Consider the following 19,497-nt stretch of genomic DNA (forward strand, 5'->3'; position numbering starts at 1 on the left):
GGACCGGCGCCCCGTCGTGCGGGGTCCGGCCCGGTGGCGTTCGGGGCCCGTACGGCCGGGTCCCGGCGCCGCCACGGACGCGTTGCCCGGGATGCGCTCCGAATGTCCTTTGTTTTGCGGTAGTTCACGGCTGCGCAAATCCGTCGCGTCACCCTACCGCCCGGCCCCCGACCCCCACGCAAGTAGGATCCCCATCCGCGGATGGAACCCGTCGCCACGGGGGCGCCGATAGGAACGTTTCCGTCCGGCAAGGGAATTGGTGAGCTGTGAGTCAGATCGTCGTCAAGCGCCCACCACGGGTCCTGCCGTCCGAAGTGCCCAGTACCCAGGTGCAGGTGCAACCACCTCCCGAACTGCCCCGCGGGCAGCAGGAGGGCGCTCTGATGCAGATCCTGCCGATGCTCGGCATGGGCGGGTCCGTCGTGTTCTTCTTCATGACGCCGAACCCGATCATGCGGATCATGGGCATGGTCATGATCGCGTCGACCCTGGGCATGGGCATCGCCATGCTGGTGCGCTACCGGCGCGGCACGCAGGGGCAGCTGGCGGACCTGCGGCGCGACTACCTGACGTACCTGAACCAGACGCGGCGCGCGGTGCTGCGGACGGCGCGGATCCAGCGGGACGCCCAGTTCTACCTGCACCCCTCCCCCGAGCAGCTGTGGGCGCTCGTCGCCGAGGGCAGCCGGGTGTGGGAGCGGCGCGTGGGCGACGACGACTTCGGTCAGGTCCGCGTCGGCCTGGGCAGCCAGCAGCTGGCCACGCCCCTCGTCCCCCCGGAGACGGCGCCGGTGGACGACCTGGAGCCGCTGACCGCCGGGGCGATGCGCCGCTTCCTGACCACGCACGGCACGCTCGACGGGCTGCCCATGGCGGTGTCGCTGCGGGCGTTCTACCACGTCACGGTGAGTGGTGAGCAGGAGTCGGTACGGGCCGCCGCGCGCGCGATGGTCGGCTCGCTGGCGTCGCTGCACTCGCCGGAGGACCTGGTCGTCGCCGTCGCGACGGGTCAGGACGCGGCCGCCCAGTGGGAGTGGGCCAAGTGGCTGCCGCACGTGCAGGCGCGCGGCGCGGTCGACGGGGCGGGCACGCGCCGTCTCATCACGACGGACCCGACGGACCTGCAGGACCTCCTCGCCGGGCTGCTGGAGGGGCGGCCGCGGTTCCACGGCGGGGACAACCCGCTGCTGGACCAGCCGCACCTGGTGGTGGTCCTCGACGGGCAGACGGTCCCGCCGATGTCGCCGCTCGCCGCGCCGGAGGGCCTCCAGGGCGTCACGATCATCGAGGTCGTCCGCGGTGAGGGCGCCGGGGCGCGCGGGCAGCTGTCGGTGGTCGTGCACCCCGGTGAGCTGCGCCTGGAGTCGGGCCACGGTCACGTGTACGAGGGCACGCCGGACGGGCTGAGCCTGGAGGCGGCGGAGGCGCTCGCCCGGCAGATGGCGCCGCTGCGGGTGGCGTCGGGCGGGGACGACGACGAGCCGCTGCTGGCGAACCTGGAGTTCACCGACCTGCTGAACCTGGGCGACGCCGCGTCGGTCGACGTCAGCCGCACCTGGCGGCCGCGTTCGCAGTCGGAGCGGCTGCGCGTGCCGATCGGCGTCGGCGAGGACGGTTCGCCGGTCATGCTCGACCTGAAGGAGGCCGCGCAGGAGGGCATGGGCCCGCACGGACTGTGTGTCGGCGCGACCGGTTCCGGCAAGTCCGAGCTGCTGCGCACGCTGGTGCTGGGCCTCGCGGTCACGCACTCGTCGGAGACGCTGAACTTCGTCCTCGCGGACTTCAAGGGCGGCGCGACCTTCGCCGGCATGTCGCAGATGCCGCACGTCGCCGCCGTCATCACCAACCTGGCGGACGACCTGACGCTCGTCGACCGCATGGGCGACTCCATCCGCGGCGAGCTCAACCGCCGTCAGGAGATGCTGCGCGACGCGGGCAACTACGCGAACATCCACGACTACGAGAAGGCGCGCGCGGCGGGCGCCGCGCTGCAGCCGATCCCGTCGCTCGTCCTCGTCATCGACGAGTTCAGCGAACTGCTCACCGCGAAGCCGGACTTCATCGAGATGTTCGTGCAGATCGGCCGCATCGGCCGGTCCCTCGGCGTGCACCTGCTGCTCGCGTCGCAGCGTCTGGAGGAGGGCCGGCTGCGCGGCCTGGAGACGTACCTGTCGTACCGGGTCGGTCTGCGGACCTTCTCCACGGCCGAGTCGCGGGCGGCGATCGGGGTGCCCGACGCGTACCACCTGCCGAACGTGCCGGGTTCCGGCTACCTGAAGTACGGCACGGACGAGATGGTGCGGTTCAAGGCCGCGTACGTCTCCGGCGTGTACCGCTCCGGCACGCAGGCGCTGGCCGACTCCGGCGGCCCCCTGCCGGTGGACCGGCGGCCGGTGCCGTTCACGGCGGCGCCGGTGCCGATCCGGTACGTGCAGCCGTCGGCGCGGGCGGTCCGCCCGGAGGGCGGCCGGGTGGAGGACGAGGCGCTGGCCGACTCGGTCCTCGACGTCATCGTGCGCCGGCTGGAGGGGCGCGGCGTGGAGGCCCACCAGGTGTGGCTGCCGCCGCTGGACAACCCGCCGCCGCTGGACGAGCTGCTGCCGGGCCTCTCCGAGGTGCCGGGCCGCGGGCTGACCCAGCCGGGCTTCGAGGGCGCGGGCCGGCTGGTCGTGCCGCTGGGCGTCGTCGACAAGCCCTTCGAGCAGCGCCGCGACACCCTGTACCGGGACTTCTCCGGCGCGGCCGGCCACATGCAGATCGTGGGCGGCCCGCAGTCCGGCAAGTCGACGCTGCTGCGGACGCTCGTCTCGGCGTTCGCGCTCACGCACACGCCGCAGGAGGTGCAGTTCTACGGCCTCGACTTCGGTGGTGGCGGCCTGTCGTCGGTCGCCGGCCTGCCGCACGTGGGCGGCGTGGCCTCCCGCCTCGACCCCGAGCGGGTGCGGCGCACGGTCGCCGAGGTGTACGGCATCCTGTCGCGCCGCGAGGAGTACTTCCGCGCCTCCGGCATCGACTCGATCGGCACGTACCGGCGGCTGCGGGCGCGCGGCGACATCTCCGTGACGGACCAGCCGTTCGGCGACGTGTTCCTCGTCATCGACGGCTGGGGCAGCTTCCGCACCGACTACGAGGGGCTGGAGCACCTCGTGATGGACATCGCGGCGCGCGGCCTCGGCTACGGCATCCACCTGGTCCTCACCGCGTCCCGGTCCATGGAGGTGCGCGCCAATCTCAAGGACCACCTGATGAACCGGCTGGAGCTGCGGCTCGGTGACCCGATGGACTCCGAGCTGGACCGCCGGGTCGCGCAGAACGTCCCGGCCGGGGTGCCGGGTCGCGGACTCACGCCGGAGAAGCTGCACTTCATGGCGGCGGTGCCGCGCATCGACAGCATCAACTCCGACAGCGACCTGTCGGAGGCGACCGCGGCGATGGCGCAGGAGGTGTCCCGCCACTGGACGCTGCCGGGCGCCCCGGCCGTACGCCTCCTGCCGCGCGAACTGCCGGCGCAGAACCTCCCCGCGGGCTTCGCCCAGCCGGAGCGCGGCGTCGCCTTCGCGATCGACGAGAACAACCTGGCCCCGGTCTTCGTCAACTTCGAGAAGGACCCGTTCTTCCTCGTCTTCGGCGAGAGCGAGTCCGGCAAGACGAACCTGCTGCGGCTGCTCATCAAGCAGCTGAGCGAGCGGTACGACGGCGACAGCTGCAAGCTGTTCGTCATCGACAACCGCCGCGCGCTGCTGGACGCGACCCCGGCGACGCACCTGGCCGAGTACGTGCCGATGTCCAACAACATGGACCACCACGTGGAGGCCCTGTCGGGGCTGATGCGGCGCCGCACCCCGTCGGAGGACGTCACCGCGCAGCAGCTGCGGGACCGCAGCTGGTGGCAGGGGCCGTCGGTGTACGTCGTCGTGGACGACTACGACCTGGTGTCGACGTCCAGCGGCAACCCGCTGGCGGCGCTCACCGAACTGCTCCCGTTCGCCCGGGACGTCGGCGTCCGCTTCATCATCGCCCGCAACTCGGCGGGCGCGAGCCGCTCGTCGTACGAGCCGTTCATGCAGCGCATGATGGAGCTCGGCGCGCAGGGCGTGCTCCTGTCGGGCGACCCGCACGAGGGCGAGGTGCTCGGTGGGGTCCGCCCCCGCCCGATGCCCCCGGGCCGCGGCGTGTTCGTCTCCCGCCAGCGCGGCAACCCGCTGGTGCAGACCGGCCTCATGCCGTCGGACGTGCGGTAGGGGCGGTAGCCGGGACGGGTACCGGGTCCGGGCGCGGACCTGGGCTCGGTCTCGGGCCCGGAGTACGGCTCGGGGTAGGGGTCGGGTCCTGGATCGGGTCCTGGTACGGCGCTGGGGGCGCTCGCTGTGGCGGGCGCCCCCTCGGCGTGTGCCGGTGTCGCGTGGCTCCGGGCCTGGGGCCTTCGGGGCTCGCGGCTGGGGGCTGGGGCCCGTTGCCTCGGGTCCTTGTCCCTGGGGTCCGGGTCGGTCGTGGGCATGGAGAAGGGGCGGACACCTCCCGCGCGTGTCCGCCCCTGTCACTCAGGCCGCTCGCGGCCTGGCGCGCTCACTGGAAGTTCGACGCGGCCTTCTTGTCGCCCTGCTGGTACGCCGGGGCCGCCTCGCGGACCGCGTTCGAGATCTGGATCAGCGAGGTGTGGATGGCCATCGCCTTGCGGTCCCACTCGGCCTGCGCGGTGTTGTACGCCTCGCGGGCGTCACCCTGCCAGAGCTCGGAGATCGAGTTGATCTTGGCCTTGATGGCCTTCAGGCTCTGGTCGAGGCGGTCCGCCTGCTTCTTGATGTCACGCGCGGCGTCCTCGAGCCGCGCGTAAGTGACGATCATCGTGCCGTCGTTGTTGTTCGCCATCGGTCCTCCAACCGCGTCAAGCTTGGTGTACCGGCCGAGACGTGCACGGCCGGGGGTGGATCAGTAGTTGTTGAGGTTCGAGGTGCGGGCCTCGGCCTTGGCGTCACCGGAGTAGCCGTCGACGACGTCGACACCGCGGAGGGCGGCCTCGACCTCGGTGTCGGTGTTGCCCGCGATGGTGCGCGCGGCCTGAATGGCCTCCTGGTAGTTCAGGAGGAGCTTGCCGATGTCCACCATGTTCCGGTTGATCGCGTCCTGCTTCTGGTTGAACGCACCGGCACCGATACCGGCCCAGGCGCCTTCCAGGCTGTCGATCGTGGCCTGCAGGACGGACAGCTGGCTCTTGACGTCGTCGAAGTTGCTGGAGAGCTCGTCCTGGAGCCCCTTCAGCGCAACGCCATTGACCTTCTGGACTGCCATGCGGTGTCTTCCTCTCTGGAGGGTCTCGGTGGTCCGGTTCACCACCGTCGAATGCGGGCGGGCTCGGACCCGCCGCTCGTGGGTCCGGCTAGGGGGTGCGGCGCCTGCGGGCGAGGACGAAGGCGCCTCCCGCCACGACGACCACGGCCGCGGCGCCGCCGAGCACGAGGCCGAGCGGCATGCCGTCGTCGGCCTTCGCGGCGTTCTCGCTGGAGCCTGCCACGGTCGAGCCGGGAGCGGGCGCGTCCTGCGGGCTCTGTGACGAACCTGGTGCAGACGTGCCGGGTGAGGCGGATGCGGCGGGCGAGGCGGACGAACCGCCGTCGGCCGCCGCGGTGTTCTCGCCCGCGAGCGGACTCACACCCGGATCGCCGGGCTTGCCCAGCCCGCGGGTGAGGTGGGCGTTGGGGCGGACCACGCCGTGGCCGGCGTGGCTGCTGACCTTGCCCTTCCAGTCCTCGCCCTTGCCGGCGCTCTCGAACATGACGCGCAGCACCTGGTTGGCCGTCCAGTCGGGGTGCGCGGACCAGATGAGAGCGGCGGAGGCGGAGGCGATGGCGGTGGCGTGGCTGGTGCCGTACTGGCCCACGCAGTAGTCGGTGAACTTCGCGTCACACCAACCGGGGATGTCCTTGCCAGGCGCCGCGATGTCCACATAGGCGCCATGCTGGGAGAAGTCCGCGACGACCCCTTCGCTGGTGGTCGCGGCTACCCCGACGACCTCCGGGAAGGCAGCGGGAAACTGACGCACGTTGTCGTCCGCTCCGTTGTTCCCCACGCCAGCGAACAGGAGCTTGCCCTTCGCGTGCGCGTACTTGACCGCTTCCGCCAGACGCTGTGTCTTGCTGGGATAGGCGAAAGACATGTTGATGATCTTGGCGTCGCTGTCTGCCGCAGCCCGGATGGCGTCCTCGACGGCCCACCGGTTCTTGGCGAACTTCTTCGAACCCGCGATGTTGGTACGGAAGGGAATGATCTTCGCCCCGGGCGCGAGCCCTTGCACGCTGCCGCCACGCCCTGTACCGGCGATCAACTCGGCCATCGTGGTTCCGTGGCCACTGATGTCGTCCGTCTTGCCATCGGTCTTCGTGGCATCAAGGCCTGCGAGTACCTGCCCCTTCAGAGCAGAGGTGGAGGCGTTGACCCCCGAATCGATGACGGCGACCTTGATGCCCTTGCCCGTGCTCTTCTTCCAGATGTCCTCGACGTGCATCGCGTCCAGGTACCACTGCTCGGCACGCATGTCGGCGGCCGCGGCGGAGGGAGCCAGGCCGGCGAACCCGACGGCCCACGCACCCACAAGCGCGAGGCTGCACGTCAGGCGCTTGCGCGACCGCGTCGTCTTTCCTGCTGCCATCCTGGCTCCCTGCACCTTTCGCACGATCAGTTGATCACTGGCGGAACGGCACCACGCCGTCGCACCGCCCATGTCTCTTCGTCTTCGATCAGGTAGTCCGGACGCTCGGAGCCGGTGTTCTCCTCATCGTTGCCCGCGGGCCGCTGGGCCCGGGGTGCGACACCGCCTCGAGGCGTACCCACCACTCCGTTGACACTCGGGGTGCCGCGACCAGCCGGACGCGGACCAGCCGCACCCGCTGCGCCGACCACGCCGCTCTGACCGGGACGGACGGCGGAACCGCGCGCCTGGGCGGAGCCCTCGCCACCGATCACCGTTCCACGCGGGATGCGGGAGCCGGAACCGGAGGGACCCGACGCCGTGCGCTGCTGTGGCGTACCGCCCACGATGCCGGTCGGCCTGCCGACGGCCGGCGCCGGACCGCCGCCCGCACGGCCGGTCATGGGACCGGAAGGGCCGGAGGTGGCGCGTCCCGTGACGGGCTGCTGTCCCGGTCCGCCGACCACGTTCGGGCGCCCGGGCGGGCCTGCCGTCGGAGCGCCGGTGGGCCGACCGACGACGTTCGTCTGCCCCGGCCCGGTCGGACGGGGTGCCACAGGACCGCTCTGGCCGCCACCCGCACGCCCCACGGCCTGCGGGGGACCACCGGTCTTGGGGACGGACGGCGGGTTGGCGAACCGGCCGCCGCCTCCCCTGCGACCCTGGCTCGGCAGTCCGGGTGCCACGGGCGGCATGAGCGGGCCGGTGCCCCCACTGGGGGGCCCGGCAGGGCTCGGAGGCGGCGTTGAGGTCGGCAGCGTCGGCGTGGGTGGAGTGGCGACGGTGTCGATCCGCATCGACGGGTCGAGACTCGCTGGAGGTGGTGTCGGGCCCAGGACGTCCCTGCGAGGAAGCACGCCGCCCGTGTAGCCCGTGGGCGACCTGTCCACCTGGGGCGCGCTCTCGCCCCCCTGGGGGTCGCCTGGCAGAGCAGCCGCCCGTGCGCCTCCGCTACCCGAGACCTCTCCACGGCTGGTGGGCGCCGGCACGTCCACCTTCAACCGGTCCGGCAGCTTCGGGGGCTCCTGGCCGGCCAGGGTCATCTCCGAGACCGCGTAGAACGACGCCAGGCGGTTGATCTGGTTGATCGCCTCCTGGCGGTCGCGCTCCGCCTTGACGGCCTTCTGGTAGTCCTCGTTGTCCGCCGTGCGCTTGTCCGGGGGGAACTCCGTGGGCTTCTTCGGGTCAGGGCGGCCGTCGCGGGGCGGCCTGGCGTTGCGGACGGAGGTGAGGCCCTCGCTCGCGACCTTCATCTGGGCGCCGACGACGTTGGCGAAGCTCGCGAGGTTGAAGGTGTAGGTGGCGAGCTCGCCCGCGTACCGCTGGAACTCGCTGCCCGCCTCGCCCTTGAGGTCGACGACCGCGGCGTCCTTCTTGAGCGCGTTCGCGGCCTTGTTGAGCTCCTTGCACGCCTGCTGGAGGGCGTCGCCCGCGGCTTCGAGGTCGCTGGGGTTGGCCGCTTCGAGGACGTCCAGGATGGCGTTCAGCTGGGCGTTCTCGAAGTTCGACTTGCCGAGGAGGCCGCCGGGACCGCTGCCGGGGCCCATGCCCATGCGCTCGAACGCGGCCGAGAGGCGCTCGGCGGTGTCGGTGGCGGTGAAGCGGGCCTTGATGGTCGAAGCGTCCTGGACCTGCTGCTGCTCGGGCGTGAGGTTCTGGTTCTTCTTCTCGTCGCTCGTCATCGGCCTTACCCCATGTCCTTCGCGACGGTGTTGGACTGCTCGTCCGGCTTGTGCTGCTTGTCGCGCTCCTGCTGGGCGTCGACGGCCACGTCCACCCGGCTGGCGATGCTGTGGAAGCGGCGGCGGGTGTCCTCGTCGACGTTGTCCAGGCCGACGTCGGTCGCGCGGACGCCCAGGCGGAGCAGTTCCATCTGGTCGGCGAGGAGCTTGGAGAGGGACACCAGCTCCTTGTGGACGCGGGCGTACTGCTTGTAGAAGCCGTCGGCCTCCGCGAAGGGGAGGTTGCCACCGCTGAAGGCGCCGCGCTCCACGGTGTGCTGGGCCACCTTGGAGCTGCTGCCCGGACCGGTCTCGAGATCGCTCAGCAGGCCGTTGATGCTCGACTGGAATTTCTGCAGCGCGCCTGCGCCGCGCTCAAGGTCGCCCATGACCCGTCTTCCTCCCCGTTGTCACCGCTGTCACGCATTGCGTTCGCACTCGTGTAGCAAGGTGCCGATCGCACGCGTGTCACTCTATCCAGTGCCTCTGACAGCCCCAAGTGCCGTGTGTGTCACGCGCCTTCCGTCGGAGGACGACGGAAGGCGGGGCTCCGGTTGCATGTACACCGTCATCGCGGTCCCCCCGGTCGTCCGTCGCCCCCGGTCGTCCGGCAGCCGTCGACCGTCAACCGTTCGCCGTGCGAACGGAGCCGCGGCGGCGGGCGTCGCGGATGGCGACCGCGATACCGGCGATGGCGGCGACGAGGACGCCGCCGCCCACGACGACGTAGGTCGCGAGGCGGGCGTCGCGCTGTTCGGGCGTCTCGCCCAGGTGGAGTGCGGCCGGTGTCGGCGGCTCCGCCTTGGTGACGCCCTCGTGGGCGACCGGGGCCTCCAGGGGCTTGTCGTCCTCCGTCAGGGCCCGGACCGGATCCACGACGCCCCACCCTACAAGCCGGTCGTGGCCGGCCACCGACCGTTCCGCGGTCTGCTGGAGCTGCGCGACGATCTGTTCCTGCGTCCAGTCGTCGTGCTTGGCCTTGACGAGGGCGGCGACGGCCGCGACGTACGGGGCGGAGAAGCTCGTGCCGTTGTCGGCGCAGTGGCCGCCGCCCGGCACCGTTGTGATCATGTCCACACCCGGCGCGGCGATCCCGACGAAGTCGCCGGACTGGGAGAAGGCGGCCCGCTCGTTGTTGCGGTCGGAGGCGGCGACGGCGAGGACACCCTCGTAGGAGGCCGGGTACGTCTTCTTGTCGGTGCCGTCGATGCCGTCGTTGCCCGCCGACGCGACGACGACGATCTCCGCGTCCAGGGCCTTCTGCACGGCCTGCTTCAGCAGGGGCGTCGGCTCGATGGCGTTCGCCGTGTCCTGCGAGATGTTGATGACGTCGGCCTTCTCGTCGATCGCGTGCTGGATCGCCGTCGCCAGGGTCTTGGCCGTGCCGTTGCCGGTAGCGTCGTTCTGCTGGATGGGGATGATCGTCGCGTCGGGCGCCAGTCCGACGAAGCCGGTGCCCGGCGCGGGGCGGGCGGCGATGATGCCGGCGACCTTCGTGCCGTGGCCGACGGTGTCGGTCGTCCCGTCCTCCTTGCCCCGGTCGACCTTGTTGCCGTGTTCGTCCTTCGCGTCCTTCGGGATGAGGTTGACGCCGCTCTTGGTGTCGACGGCCGCCTTCAGCTGGGGGTGGCGGACGTCGACGCCCGTGTCGATGACGGCGACGCGCACGCCCTTGCCCGTGGACTGCTTCCACACCTCGTCGAGCAGGACGCGCTGCAGGGCCCACGGGCGGCCCTCGTACGGTTCGGCCGGGAAGGTGCACTGGCCGGGCGTGTCCGCCGCGGCCGGGGCGGCGGGCAGGCACAGGACGGTGAGCGCGGCGGCGGCCGTCGCGGTCACCAGGCGTCGGGTGCCGGGGCCGGGGCGGGCGCCGGTGAGGGCGCGGGCCTCGGTGTGGGCGCGGGCGCCGGTGAAAGCGCCGCGGGCGGGGGTGAGGATCCGGGTGCGGGTGCGGTTTCGGTTCATCGCGGTGACCTCCGGCCTCACGAGCCCTGCGGCTGGCGCGCCGCGGACGTCGACAGGCGGGGACCGGTCGGCAGGAACGCGGACCAGGCCGCCGGTACGGGCACCGGGGCGACGTCCTTGTAACCGAGCCGGTTCTGCGCCTGCTGCGCCTCCAGCAGGCGCGCCCGCTTCTCCTCGTCGGAGCCGGAGGAGCCGATGCCGGAGTCGCCGGCGGAGCTGTCGCCGTTGGACTGCATCGCGTACCGCAGACCGGTGTCGGTGACGAGGAAGAGGAAGCCGGTGTCGGTGCGGGAGCCGGTGAACTGGCGGAAGAGTTGTCCCGCGCCGGGCGTCACGTAGGCGCTGCTGGAGCCCGTGGGCAGCGGCGCCGGGAAGTCCTCGCCGGCCCAGGTGGCGAGCTTGGTGGAGCCGTCGTCCTCGTCCACCTCGTGCAGGACGTTGCAGACGGTGTTGCGGCTGCCCTCGCCCGTGCCGGCGGAGTTGACGGCGCGGGGTGCGGCCCGCGGCCACTTCTTGTCCTGGTTGAACGCCTCGCCCGGCACGAAGGCGCCGGGGCTGACCGACGCCGCCTGGCCGTTCTGGCCGAGCTCGACGAGGTCGCGGCTGGCCAGCAGCAGCTTCGCCGTGAAGTCGGAGACGGGCGCCACCCGGCCCGGCAGGACGACGTAACTCTGCTTCTTGGTGCCGTCGGTCGCGGTGAGGACCATGCCGACCCTGTTGATCTCGTCGTCCAGGCCGCCGGGCGCGTCGGCGGGGGCGCCGGGGCGCCCGTCGACGGTGGGGAAGGTGATCTCGTCGCCCTTGTGGAGGGTCTCCAGCCACGCCGCGGAGACGCGCTGCGGGACGCGGCCCTGGCCGACGAGCTGACGCAGGAGCAGCTCGTTCTTGCCGACCGGGTAGGCGGTGCCGCCGGCGTCGACGATGTAGCGGGTGCGCTCGGGGGCCGGGCCCTCGACGTAGAGGAGGTCGCCGCCGCTGAGGCGGTCGCTTCCCTCGGTGCGGTTCTTCTCGCGCTCGGCGAAGACGAACGCGGCCTTCTGGATGGCGCGTCCGCCCTCCACGGGGCGCTCGCACACGGCCCACCGCTTCGCCGCACCGGCCTCCTTCGGCTCGGGGAGCCGGTCGGGCGCGTACGGGATGCCGAGGGTGGCGCCGTGCGGGATCTTGCCGCTGTCGAGCACCGACTCGTCGACCTTGATGACCGTGCCCTTGTCGGGGAGGAGCAGGAGCTTGGCGGACGCCATGTTGAGGACGGGGTGGAGCTGGGTCGTCCTGCCGGTCTTCAGGACCACGTAGCGGGTCGTGGACTTGCTGGCGATGATGACGTTCTCGCCGGGCTTGTCCCAGCTCTTGGGCGCGACCGGGCGGAACATGCCCCACGCGCCGAACACGGCGAGGACGACGACACCGACGATGACCCCGGGCAGGACCGCGCGCAGGGGGCGGGGCGCGCCCTCCTCGGAACCGGTGGCGTTGGGCTGGAGGAATTGGGCGACGAGTCTCCGCTTCGCGAAGGTGTAGGCGTTGAGTTCGTCCCGGCGCGATGCCATGTGTCCGCTGTCCCTCTCCCCGCTGGGCTGCCGCGTTCCCCTGGTCGACAAGGGGCGGCCTCCGTCGTTACCGCCCCCCTACTATGCCTGCTGGCAGTGGGCCGCCTTTGCTCAGGTAGGGTGATCGCCCGGTCAACAGCCGTGGGAAATTCGGCTTTTACGGACACGAGGGGGCAACGCGGCGATGGGTACGGGGACGCGTGCGCGCACGAGGCGGTCCGGCGAGGGACGCCCGGCCCGTTCCCGGCGGCAACGCAGCAATGCCCACCAGGCCGGCGGTACCCGCCCGGCCCCGTCCGCCCCGGCCACGCCCGGTGGCGGCGCCGCGGGCGGCGGCCCGGTGCCGGCCCCGCGCCCGCTGTCGCGGGTGGGTCGTGTCGGACCGTTCCAGCTGCGGCAGCTGGTGCTGGTGGAGCTGGCCCTGGCGCTCGCCGCGGTCGGTGTCGCGCTGGGCGGCCTGTGGATGGTCCCCACGATCAGCGTCGCCGTCGTGCTGCTGCTCCTCGCGGTGGTCCGCCGGCGCGGCCAGGCCGTCCAGGACTGGTCGTCGACGGCGCTGGCGCTGCGCGCCCGCCGCCGGGCCTCGGAGGCGGCCGCCGTGGACGTGGACCCGTCGCTGGCACCGATCGTCGAGGGCCTGCCGGGCTTCCGGCCCTTCCCGTACGTCGACCGGAAGCGGCGCACCGTCGGCATGCTCGGTGACGGCTCCTTCCTCACGGCGGTCGTGCGCGTCGAGGCGAGCGGCGCCGCGCCGCGGCCGGCGTTCGGCGCGCGGTCGCTGCCGCTGTCCCTGCTGGGCGGGGCGCTGGAGGTCGACGACATCGTGCTGGAGTCGGTGCAGTTGGTGCAGCAGGTGCGGTCCGCGCCCGCGCCGCACCTGCCGCAGCAGGCCGTGGCCCGGCTCTCGTACGTCCCGCTCCAGGAGCGCACCGGGGCGCCCGCCCTGCGGATGACGTGGGTGGCGCTGAAGCTGGACCCGGAGCGCTGCCGGGAGGCCATCGAGGCGCGCGGCGGCGGGATCGAGGGCGCCCAGCGGTGCCTGGTCCGCGCGGCCGACCACGTCGCGAGCAGGCTCACGGGTGCCGGTTTCGAGGCCGTCGTCCTGGACCAGGAGGAGCTGAACTCCACCATGGCGACGGCGGCCTGCGCGAGCCCCCGGCTGGCGGCCCGCGCCCACCGCCCGGACGCCACGCCGCAGCGCCGCACGGTCGAGACGGCCCGCGTCTGGCGGTGCGACGACCGCTGGCACACCACGTACGCGGTGGGTCGCTGGCCCGACCTGGGCGGGAGCGGGGGCACCCCGCTGGCCGGCCTGGTGTCGCTGCTCACCGCGACGCCCGCCCACGCGACGACCTTCAGTCTCGCCCTGCACCGCGGCGTGCGGCAGGGCGCCGTGGACGTGGCCGGGTACGTCCGGATCACCGGCGGCTCGGACACCGAACTCATCGGGGTGCGGCGCGCGTTGGAGCAGGCCGCGCGGTCGGCGAAGGTCGGCTTGGTGCGGCTCGACCGCGAGCAGCTGCCCGGAGTGCTGGCGACGCTGCCGCTGGGAGGGACGCAGTGATGTTCGGATCGCGTACGCGACGTGCCCCGCGCGGGTTGATCGGCCCGCGCCACGCCGGCCACCGGGTGGCCGCGGACGGCCTGGGGGCGCTGGCCCTGCCCGTCGGCGACGACGGCGTGGTGATCGGGGACGACGCCGAGGGCAATCCGCGCATCGTCGGCTTCCACCGGTCCACGCCCTACGACGTGCTGCTCATCGGCGGACTGTGGACGGCGCAGGTGCTGGCGCTGCGCGCGGCCGGCACGGGCGCGCGGGTGGCGGTCGAGACGGGCCGGGCGCAGGCGTGGACGACGCTGGCGCACGCGGCGGGCGCCGGCCTGGAGTGCGTCACGCTCCACGACGTGGGCCGCGTGCCGCCGATGGGCGCCACGGTCGGCAGCCCGGTCGTGGTGGTCCGCGACTGCGGCATGCGGCCGCCGCGCGGCCGGGTGGTGTCGTCGCCCTGGCAGTCGGTGCTGACGCTGCTGCCGTACCTGAGTCCGGTCGCGCCGCGGCTCATGCGGGCCGCGACGCTCGTCGGCGTCCAGCGGGTCTCCCCGCAGGAGGCGGAGCAGATCGGCCGCATACTCGGCCTGGCGCGTGCCGAGTACGAGGCCCTGCCGACGCTCGCCGACGGGGTGACCCTGTGGTGCGCGGGGCGGGAGCGGCACTGGGTGATGACGGGCGCGACCGACGCCGAGACGGGTTTGCTGGGCGTGGCCCGCCGCATGGACTGACGGCCCTGCGGCCCCCGTCGGCGCTGAGGGCGCTGTGGGTGATCCGGGTGGTTGGGACCGTGACGGGTGGCCTTTGACGGGTGGCCCTGGCGCTTGGTCTTGACGCGGGGCCCTGGCGCGTTGCCCCGGCGGTCCCTAAGGGACGGGGTGGCGGCCTGTCAAGCGCACCGGGGTGGGCGGTCGTCCACGGCCTAGGATGCCGGAGGACGTGGCGCGGACCGCACGCGCACACGACCGGGCGGGGCCCCGACGGGACCGTGTCCGCCCCAGCCGTTACCGAAAGGAACTCGAGCGATGGGCAGCGCACAGGAGAAGGACGAGCTGTACGCCCTCGACATCTCCGGGGTCGAGTGGCAGGGCGCCCCCGGCACGTCGCCCGACGAGGAGCGCGTCGAGATCGCCCACCTGCCGGGCGGCGCGGTCGCGATGCGCTCGTCGCTGGACCCCGACACGGTGCTGCGCTACACGGAGGCGGAGTGGCGGGCCTTCGTGCTGGGCGCGCGGGACGGGGAGTTCGACCTGAAGTGACCCGCCGCGGCGCGGTGGTGAGCGGGCCCGTCGGCCCCGGTACTCCCGGGGGCGGCGGGCCCGCGTCCTTCGGCGCGGGGGCGCGGAGTGACGTGCGGGGCGGTGTGGGTGCGGCGGGGGTGGGCGGTGGTGTGGGTGCGGCGGGGCGCGGTACGGCCACCGTGGACGGGACGGCGTTCGAGACCTGATTGTTGGATAGGCCGCACTGGTGTCCGGTGACGTGAGCAGCCATCAGTTCATGTCTGTTCGACCCGTTTTGCCGGGGGCGGTGTTCACGGAGCGGTGTGGCGGCGTCACATGGTGGTGCGGTCGGGCGGTCGGGCGGTGCCCCCGCGGACCGACGGCCCTGACGCGCGGGCGCCGTCGGCGATTAGGGTGGGAAGGGCCGGCCATGACCCCGCTCGGGCGTGTGGCGCCCAGAGGGGGAGAGCCGGGCTGACGGACGACAGGAACGGTCGCCCCACCCATGACGGCACAAGGGTGCTCGACCACACCAGGAGGCAACGTGAACGGCGATCGGGACGAGATCCACCGGGGATGGAACGCTCCTCCCGTCGACGATCAGTCGGATGTGGACGCCGCCGAGATGACGGGTGAGTTCACCATCGACTACACCCCGCCCGCCTGGTACACGCAGAACGCCGGCGGCGCGGACACCTCGTCGCAGGGCGCCACGCCTCCGCCCCCTCCCCCGCCGCCGACCGGGCAGCCGATCGCCGTTCCCGGGCTGCCGCAGACGGGCGGTTTCCAGCCGTACCCGGCGCACGCCGCGCCGCCGGCACTGCCGGATCAGGCTTCTCCCCCCGTTCCGCCGGCCCCGCCGTCGACGGCCCCGGCGTCGGTGCCGGAGCCCGTCGCTCCCCCGGCCGGGCCCGTAGGGTACGAGCCCTCCGGCGGCGGTGACACCGGGGGCGGGGCCACCATGCTCTTCTCCCCCGCCGCCCCGAGGCCCGAGGCGGAGGCCGGCCACCCGGCCCCCGGCGTACCCGACGCCTCCGCGCCTGCCGGCGACCGACCGGAGGGGGCCGCTCCCGCCGACCCCGCGGCGACGACGGGAGGCGAGCCCTCCGACGCGGCCACGTCCACCGCTCACGCCGTCGCGGACGGTTCGGTGGCGGCGTACCCGGCCACCGCCGTCGCGGACGCCGACCGGACGCCCGACGAGACGCCCGACGCGGCCACCACCGACGTGGCGCCCGTCGCCCCGTACGCGTCCTCGGAGGACGCGCCCGCCACGGACGCCCCCGGAGACGACCAGGTCGGCGACGACGCACCCGCCGGCGGCGGCACGGCCGGTGCGGCGCCGAGCGACGGCCCGGCGGCCGACGCCCCCACGCCGGACCAGGACGGCAGGTCCGAGGACAGCCCGTCCGCGGACGACGCTCCCGCGGACGACGTCCCCGCGGACGAGCCGGCGACCGCCGACGCCCCGCTGGGCGAGGCCCCCGCCGACCACGGCGACGGCCCTTCCCCGTCCGGCGACGGCACGGCCCCCGCACCGCAGCCGCAGCCGCAGCCGCAGCCCGACGCGGTGGCCGCGCCCGCCGCTGCCGCCGTACCGCCCGCCCAGCCGTGGGCGCCGCAGCCCGAGGCCCCCGGCGCACAGGTGCCGGGGCTGCCGCCGCTGCCGCCCGCGTTCCAGCCCGCGGCTCCGGCGGCCGCCCCGCAGTGGCCCGCCCACTCCCCGGGCCCCGACGCGTCGGCCCAGCCCGCCCAGGCACCGCCGGCCACCGCGTGGCCCCCGTCCGTGCCCGCGCCCGGCGTACCGACCCAGCAGGAGCCGACCGCGCCCGCGCCGCAGGACGGTCACGGGTTCCCGCATCCGCACGCCCCGGCCGCCGCCCCCACCGGCCCGCAGCCGGGCCATCACGGGCAGCCGGCCCAGCCGCCCGCCGGATACGGCTTCCCCCACGCCCCCGCCCCGACCCCGGGCCACCCCGGGCAGCCCGGCCACCCCGGGCAGCCGGCCCAGCCGCCCGCCGGGTACGGCTTCCCCCACCCCGACGCCCAGGCCCACGTCCAGCCCCGGACGGCCCCGGCCCAGCCCCAGCACCAGCAGCCGCAGCACCAGCCGCCGCAGGCCCCTCCGTCCGGCGCCGTGCCGCCCGCGGATCCCCGTGCCGCCGACCCGCGTACCGGTGCCGCCTGGCCGTCCGCCGTGACGCACGACCAGCGCCAGGCCTCGGTACCGGGCGCCCCGCTCGGGTACACCGCAGCCGTCGAGCTCTCCTCGGACCGCCTGCTCCGCAACACCAAGCAGAAGCCGAAGAGCAGCCGCAACCCGGCCGCCGCGTCCCGCTTCAAGCTCGGCGGCAAGAAGGAGGAGGCGGAGCGGCAGCGCAAGCTCCAGCTGATCCGCACGCCCGTCCTGTCCTGCTACCGGATCGCCGTCATCTCCCTCAAGGGCGGCGTCGGCAAGACCACGACGACGACGGCGCTCGGTGCCACCCTCGCCAGCGAGCGGCAGGACAAGATCCTGGCGATCGACGCGAACCCGGACGCCGGCACGCTCGGCCGCCGCGTGCGCCGCGAGACCGGGGCGACCATCCGCGACCTCGTGCAGGCGATCCCGTACCTCAACTCCTACATGGACATCCGCCGGTTCACGTCGCAGGCGCCGTCCGGTCTGGAGATCATCGCCAACGACGTGGACCCGGCCGTCTCGACGACGTTCAACGACGCCGACTACCGGCGCGCGATCGACGTCCTCGGCCGCCAGTACCCGGTCATCCTCACGGACTCCGGCACGGGTCTGCTCTACAGCGCCATGCGCGGCGTCCTGGACCTCGCCGACCAGCTCATCATCATCTCCACGCCGTCCGTCGACGGTGCCTCCAGCGCCTCCACCACGCTCGACTGGCTCTCGGCGCACGGGTACGCGGATCTGGTGCAGCGCTCCATCACGGTCATCTCGGGCGTCCGCGAGACCGGCAAGATGATCAAGGTGGAGGACATCGTCCAGCACTTCGAGACGCGCTGCCGCGGTGTCGTCGTCGTGCCGTTCGACGAGCACCTCGCGGCGGGCGCCGAGGTCGACCTCGACATGATGCGGCCGAAGACGCGGGAGGCGTACTTCCACCTCGCCGCGATGGTCGCCGAGGACTTCACGCGCGCGCAGCAGGCCCAGGGGCTGTGGACGGGCGCGGGCCACGGCGCTCCGCCGCCGCAGATGGCGCCGCCGATGCCGGGCCACCAGGGCCAGCCGATGCCGGGTCAGCCGATGCCCGGCCAGCCGTACGGCGGCCAGCCGACGCCCGGTCAGCCCGCCCCCGCGCAGCCCTACGGCGGCCAGCCGCCCGTACCCGGCCAGCCCGCGGCCCCTGGTGCGTACGCGCCCGGCCAGCCGGGCGCGGCCCAGGCGGCCGGCCAGCCCCTGCCCGGCGGCCCGTACGCCCAACCGCAGCCCGTCCCGGGCCAATTCGCGCCGTACGGGCACCCCGGCGTGCCTCCGCAGGGGTGGCCGCAGCAGCCCCCGACCGACCAGCAGCCCCCTCAGGCCCAGCAGCCGCACCCGTACCCCGGGCAGCAGCCGCAGCCGGACCCCCACGCCCCGGCCTCCCCGCCCGCGTGGCCCGAACAGCCGCAACAGCAGCCGCAGCAGCCCCACCAGGCCCCGCCCCAGCAGTAACGGCGCCAGGGAACGCGTCCCGCCCGAGCGGCGGGGCGCACGCCCGGCGGACGACGAGAGGGCCCGCACCGTCCACACGGTGCGGGCCCTCGGTCGTCCGTCGTCCCCGGGCAGCAGGCCGTCGCCGGCCTGCCTGCCGTACGCGCGTATGGGCGTACGCGCCGCGCCGTTACGGCGCCGCGTCGTACGCGCCGGTGAGGTCGCGGCAGCGCTTGACGTCGTCCCCGATCGCCTCCAGCAGCGCCTCGATCGACGCGAACTTCCGCTGGCCGCGCACGTACGCGAGGAAGTCGACCGCCACGTGCAGCCCGTACAGGTCGAGCCCGACGCGGTCGATGGCGTACGCCTCGACGGTCCGCTCCGTCCCGTCGAACTGCGGGTTGGTGCCGACCGAGATCGCCGCCGGCATCCGCTCGCCGCCGGCGGTCAGCCAGCCCGCGTAGACGCCGTCGGCGGGGATGGCGGTGTGCGGCAGGGTCTCGACGTTCGCCGTCGGGTAGCCGAGCTCGCGGCCGCGCTGCGCACCGCGGACGACCACGCCCTCGACGCGGTGCGGGCGGCCCAGGATCTCGGCGGCGCCCGTCACGTCGCCCTCGGCGACCAGACGGCGGGTCAGCGTGGACGAGAACGGCTGTCCGCCGCCCGCCTCGCCCGTGACGTACAGGTCGACGACCTCGACCTCGTAGTCGTACGTCGCGCCCAGCTCGGTCAGGTAGTCGACGGTGCCGGCGGCGCGGTGGCCGAAGCGGAAGTTGGGCCCCTCGACCACGGCGCGGGCGTGCAACTTGTCGACGAGGACCTTCACGATGAAGTCCGCCGGGGACAGCTTCGAGAACTCGGCGGTGAAGGGGAGGATCAGCACCGCGTCGACACCGAGCTCCGCCATCAGCTCGGCCCGCCGGTGGTGGGGGGCGAGCAGCGGCGGGTGGCTGCCGGGACGGACGACCTCCGAGGGGTGCGGATCGAAGGTGACGACCACGGCGGGCACGCCCAGCTCGCGGGCGCGCTCCACGGCCCGCCCGATGATCAGCTGGTGTCCGCGGTGGACGCCGTCGTAGGAACCGATGGTGACGACGCTGCGCCCCCAGTCCTGGGGAATCTCCTCCAAGCCTCGCCAGCGCTGCACTGTGACCGCTCCTC

13 protein-coding genes are annotated in these 19,497 nt (G+C 73.6%); 5 read left to right on the forward strand and 8 right to left on the reverse strand.

The window, feature by feature from the left end; translation table 11 throughout:
- Positions 1–266 precede the first annotated feature (266 nt).
- Positions 267–4,241: a type VII secretion protein EccCa gene (gene eccCa, locus ACF053_RS28340; protein WP_391956605.1), complete on the forward strand. Its 3,975-nt coding sequence runs from the start codon at positions 267–269 to the stop codon at positions 4,239–4,241.
- 325 nt (positions 4,242–4,566) lie between these two features.
- Here eccCa and ACF053_RS28345 read toward each other — a convergent pair whose 3' ends face one another.
- The 7 genes from ACF053_RS28345 to eccB form a co-directional block, all read right to left on the reverse strand.
- Positions 4,567–4,869 (reverse strand): WXG100 family type VII secretion target, encoded by a 303-nt coding sequence (locus tag ACF053_RS28345; protein ID WP_391956606.1) that lies wholly within the window; start codon positions 4,867–4,869, stop codon positions 4,567–4,569.
- A gap of 60 nt (positions 4,870–4,929) precedes the next feature.
- A complete protein-coding gene (locus ACF053_RS28350) occupies positions 4,930–5,289 on the reverse strand; it encodes a WXG100 family type VII secretion target (RefSeq protein WP_058943790.1) in 360 nt (119 codons plus the stop codon).
- An 88-nt stretch (positions 5,290–5,377) separates the two neighbouring features.
- On the reverse strand, positions 5,378–6,646 hold the full coding sequence (locus ACF053_RS28355) for a S8 family serine peptidase (protein ID WP_391956607.1): 1,269 nt from the start codon (positions 6,644–6,646) through the stop codon (positions 5,378–5,380).
- A 26-nt stretch (positions 6,647–6,672) separates the two neighbouring features.
- A complete protein-coding gene (locus ACF053_RS28360) occupies positions 6,673–8,367 on the reverse strand; it encodes a hypothetical protein (RefSeq protein ID WP_391956608.1) in 1,695 nt (564 codons plus the stop codon).
- 5 nt (positions 8,368–8,372) lie between these two features.
- Positions 8,373–8,795 (reverse strand): hypothetical protein, encoded by a 423-nt coding sequence (locus tag ACF053_RS28365; RefSeq protein ID WP_058943793.1) that lies wholly within the window; start codon positions 8,793–8,795, stop codon positions 8,373–8,375.
- 235 nt (positions 8,796–9,030) lie between these two features.
- The gene (mycP, locus tag ACF053_RS28370; RefSeq protein ID WP_391956609.1) at positions 9,031–10,371 is read right to left on the reverse strand and encodes a type VII secretion-associated serine protease mycosin; all 1,341 of its coding nucleotides are present in this window, start codon (positions 10,369–10,371) and stop codon (positions 9,031–9,033) included.
- A gap of 17 nt (positions 10,372–10,388) precedes the next feature.
- Positions 10,389–11,921 (reverse strand): type VII secretion protein EccB, encoded by a 1,533-nt coding sequence (gene eccB, locus ACF053_RS28375; protein WP_391956610.1) that lies wholly within the window; start codon positions 11,919–11,921, stop codon positions 10,389–10,391.
- 184 nt (positions 11,922–12,105) lie between these two features.
- On the opposite strand from eccB, the gene eccE reads away from it, so the two are divergent.
- The 4 genes from eccE (at position 12,106) to ACF053_RS28395 (ending at position 18,357) form a co-directional block, all read left to right on the forward strand.
- Positions 12,106–13,485 (forward strand): type VII secretion protein EccE, encoded by a 1,380-nt coding sequence (gene eccE, locus ACF053_RS28380; RefSeq protein ID WP_391956611.1) that lies wholly within the window; start codon positions 12,106–12,108, stop codon positions 13,483–13,485.
- Complete coding sequence (locus ACF053_RS28385) at positions 13,485–14,201, forward strand: hypothetical protein (RefSeq protein WP_391956612.1); 717 nt, start codon at positions 13,485–13,487, stop codon at positions 14,199–14,201. The genes eccE and ACF053_RS28385 overlap by 1 nt, the downstream gene beginning before the upstream one ends.
- A 294-nt stretch (positions 14,202–14,495) precedes the next feature.
- Positions 14,496–14,729 (forward strand): DUF397 domain-containing protein, encoded by a 234-nt coding sequence (locus ACF053_RS28390; RefSeq protein WP_058943796.1) that lies wholly within the window; start codon positions 14,496–14,498, stop codon positions 14,727–14,729.
- 505 nt (positions 14,730–15,234) lie between these two features.
- Positions 15,235–18,357 (forward strand): SCO5717 family growth-regulating ATPase, encoded by a 3,123-nt coding sequence (locus tag ACF053_RS28395; protein ID WP_391956613.1) that lies wholly within the window; start codon positions 15,235–15,237, stop codon positions 18,355–18,357.
- Positions 18,358–18,526: 169 nt separating this feature from the next.
- Here the strand turns inward: ACF053_RS28395 and ACF053_RS28400 are convergent, their stop codons facing one another.
- Positions 18,527–19,483, reverse strand: a complete 957-nt coding sequence (locus ACF053_RS28400; protein ID WP_391956614.1) for a bifunctional riboflavin kinase/FAD synthetase — start codon at positions 19,481–19,483, stop codon at positions 18,527–18,529.
- Positions 19,484–19,497 lie beyond the last annotated feature (14 nt).

Origin of the sequence: Streptomyces kanasensis, from assembly GCF_043077165.1 — a bacterium.
In the GTDB taxonomy this organism is placed as follows: domain Bacteria; phylum Actinomycetota; class Actinomycetes; order Streptomycetales; family Streptomycetaceae; genus Streptomyces; species Streptomyces changanensis.

Excerpts from the sequence above, each read along its gene's own strand:
- ACF053_RS28345 (WP_391956606.1), bottom strand. The coding sequence starts at position 4,869 with ATGGCGAACAACAACGACGGCACGATGATCGTCACTTACGCGCGGCTC.
- ACF053_RS28350 (WP_058943790.1), bottom strand. The coding sequence starts at position 5,289 with ATGGCAGTCCAGAAGGTCAATGGCGTTGCGCTGAAGGGGCTCCAGGAC.
- ACF053_RS28355 (WP_391956607.1), bottom strand. The coding sequence starts at position 6,646 with ATGGCAGCAGGAAAGACGACGCGGTCGCGCAAGCGCCTGACGTGCAGC.
- ACF053_RS28360 (WP_391956608.1), bottom strand. The coding sequence starts at position 8,367 with ATGACGAGCGACGAGAAGAAGAACCAGAACCTCACGCCCGAGCAGCAG.
- ACF053_RS28365 (WP_058943793.1), bottom strand. The coding sequence starts at position 8,795 with ATGGGCGACCTTGAGCGCGGCGCAGGCGCGCTGCAGAAATTCCAGTCG.
- mycP (WP_391956609.1), bottom strand. The coding sequence starts at position 10,371 with ATGAACCGAAACCGCACCCGCACCCGGATCCTCACCCCCGCCCGCGGC.
- eccB (WP_391956610.1), bottom strand. The coding sequence starts at position 11,921 with ATGGCATCGCGCCGGGACGAACTCAACGCCTACACCTTCGCGAAGCGG.
- eccE (WP_391956611.1), top strand. The coding sequence starts at position 12,106 with ATGGGTACGGGGACGCGTGCGCGCACGAGGCGGTCCGGCGAGGGACGC.
- ACF053_RS28385 (WP_391956612.1), top strand. The coding sequence starts at position 13,485 with ATGTTCGGATCGCGTACGCGACGTGCCCCGCGCGGGTTGATCGGCCCG.
- ACF053_RS28390 (WP_058943796.1), top strand. The coding sequence starts at position 14,496 with ATGGGCAGCGCACAGGAGAAGGACGAGCTGTACGCCCTCGACATCTCC.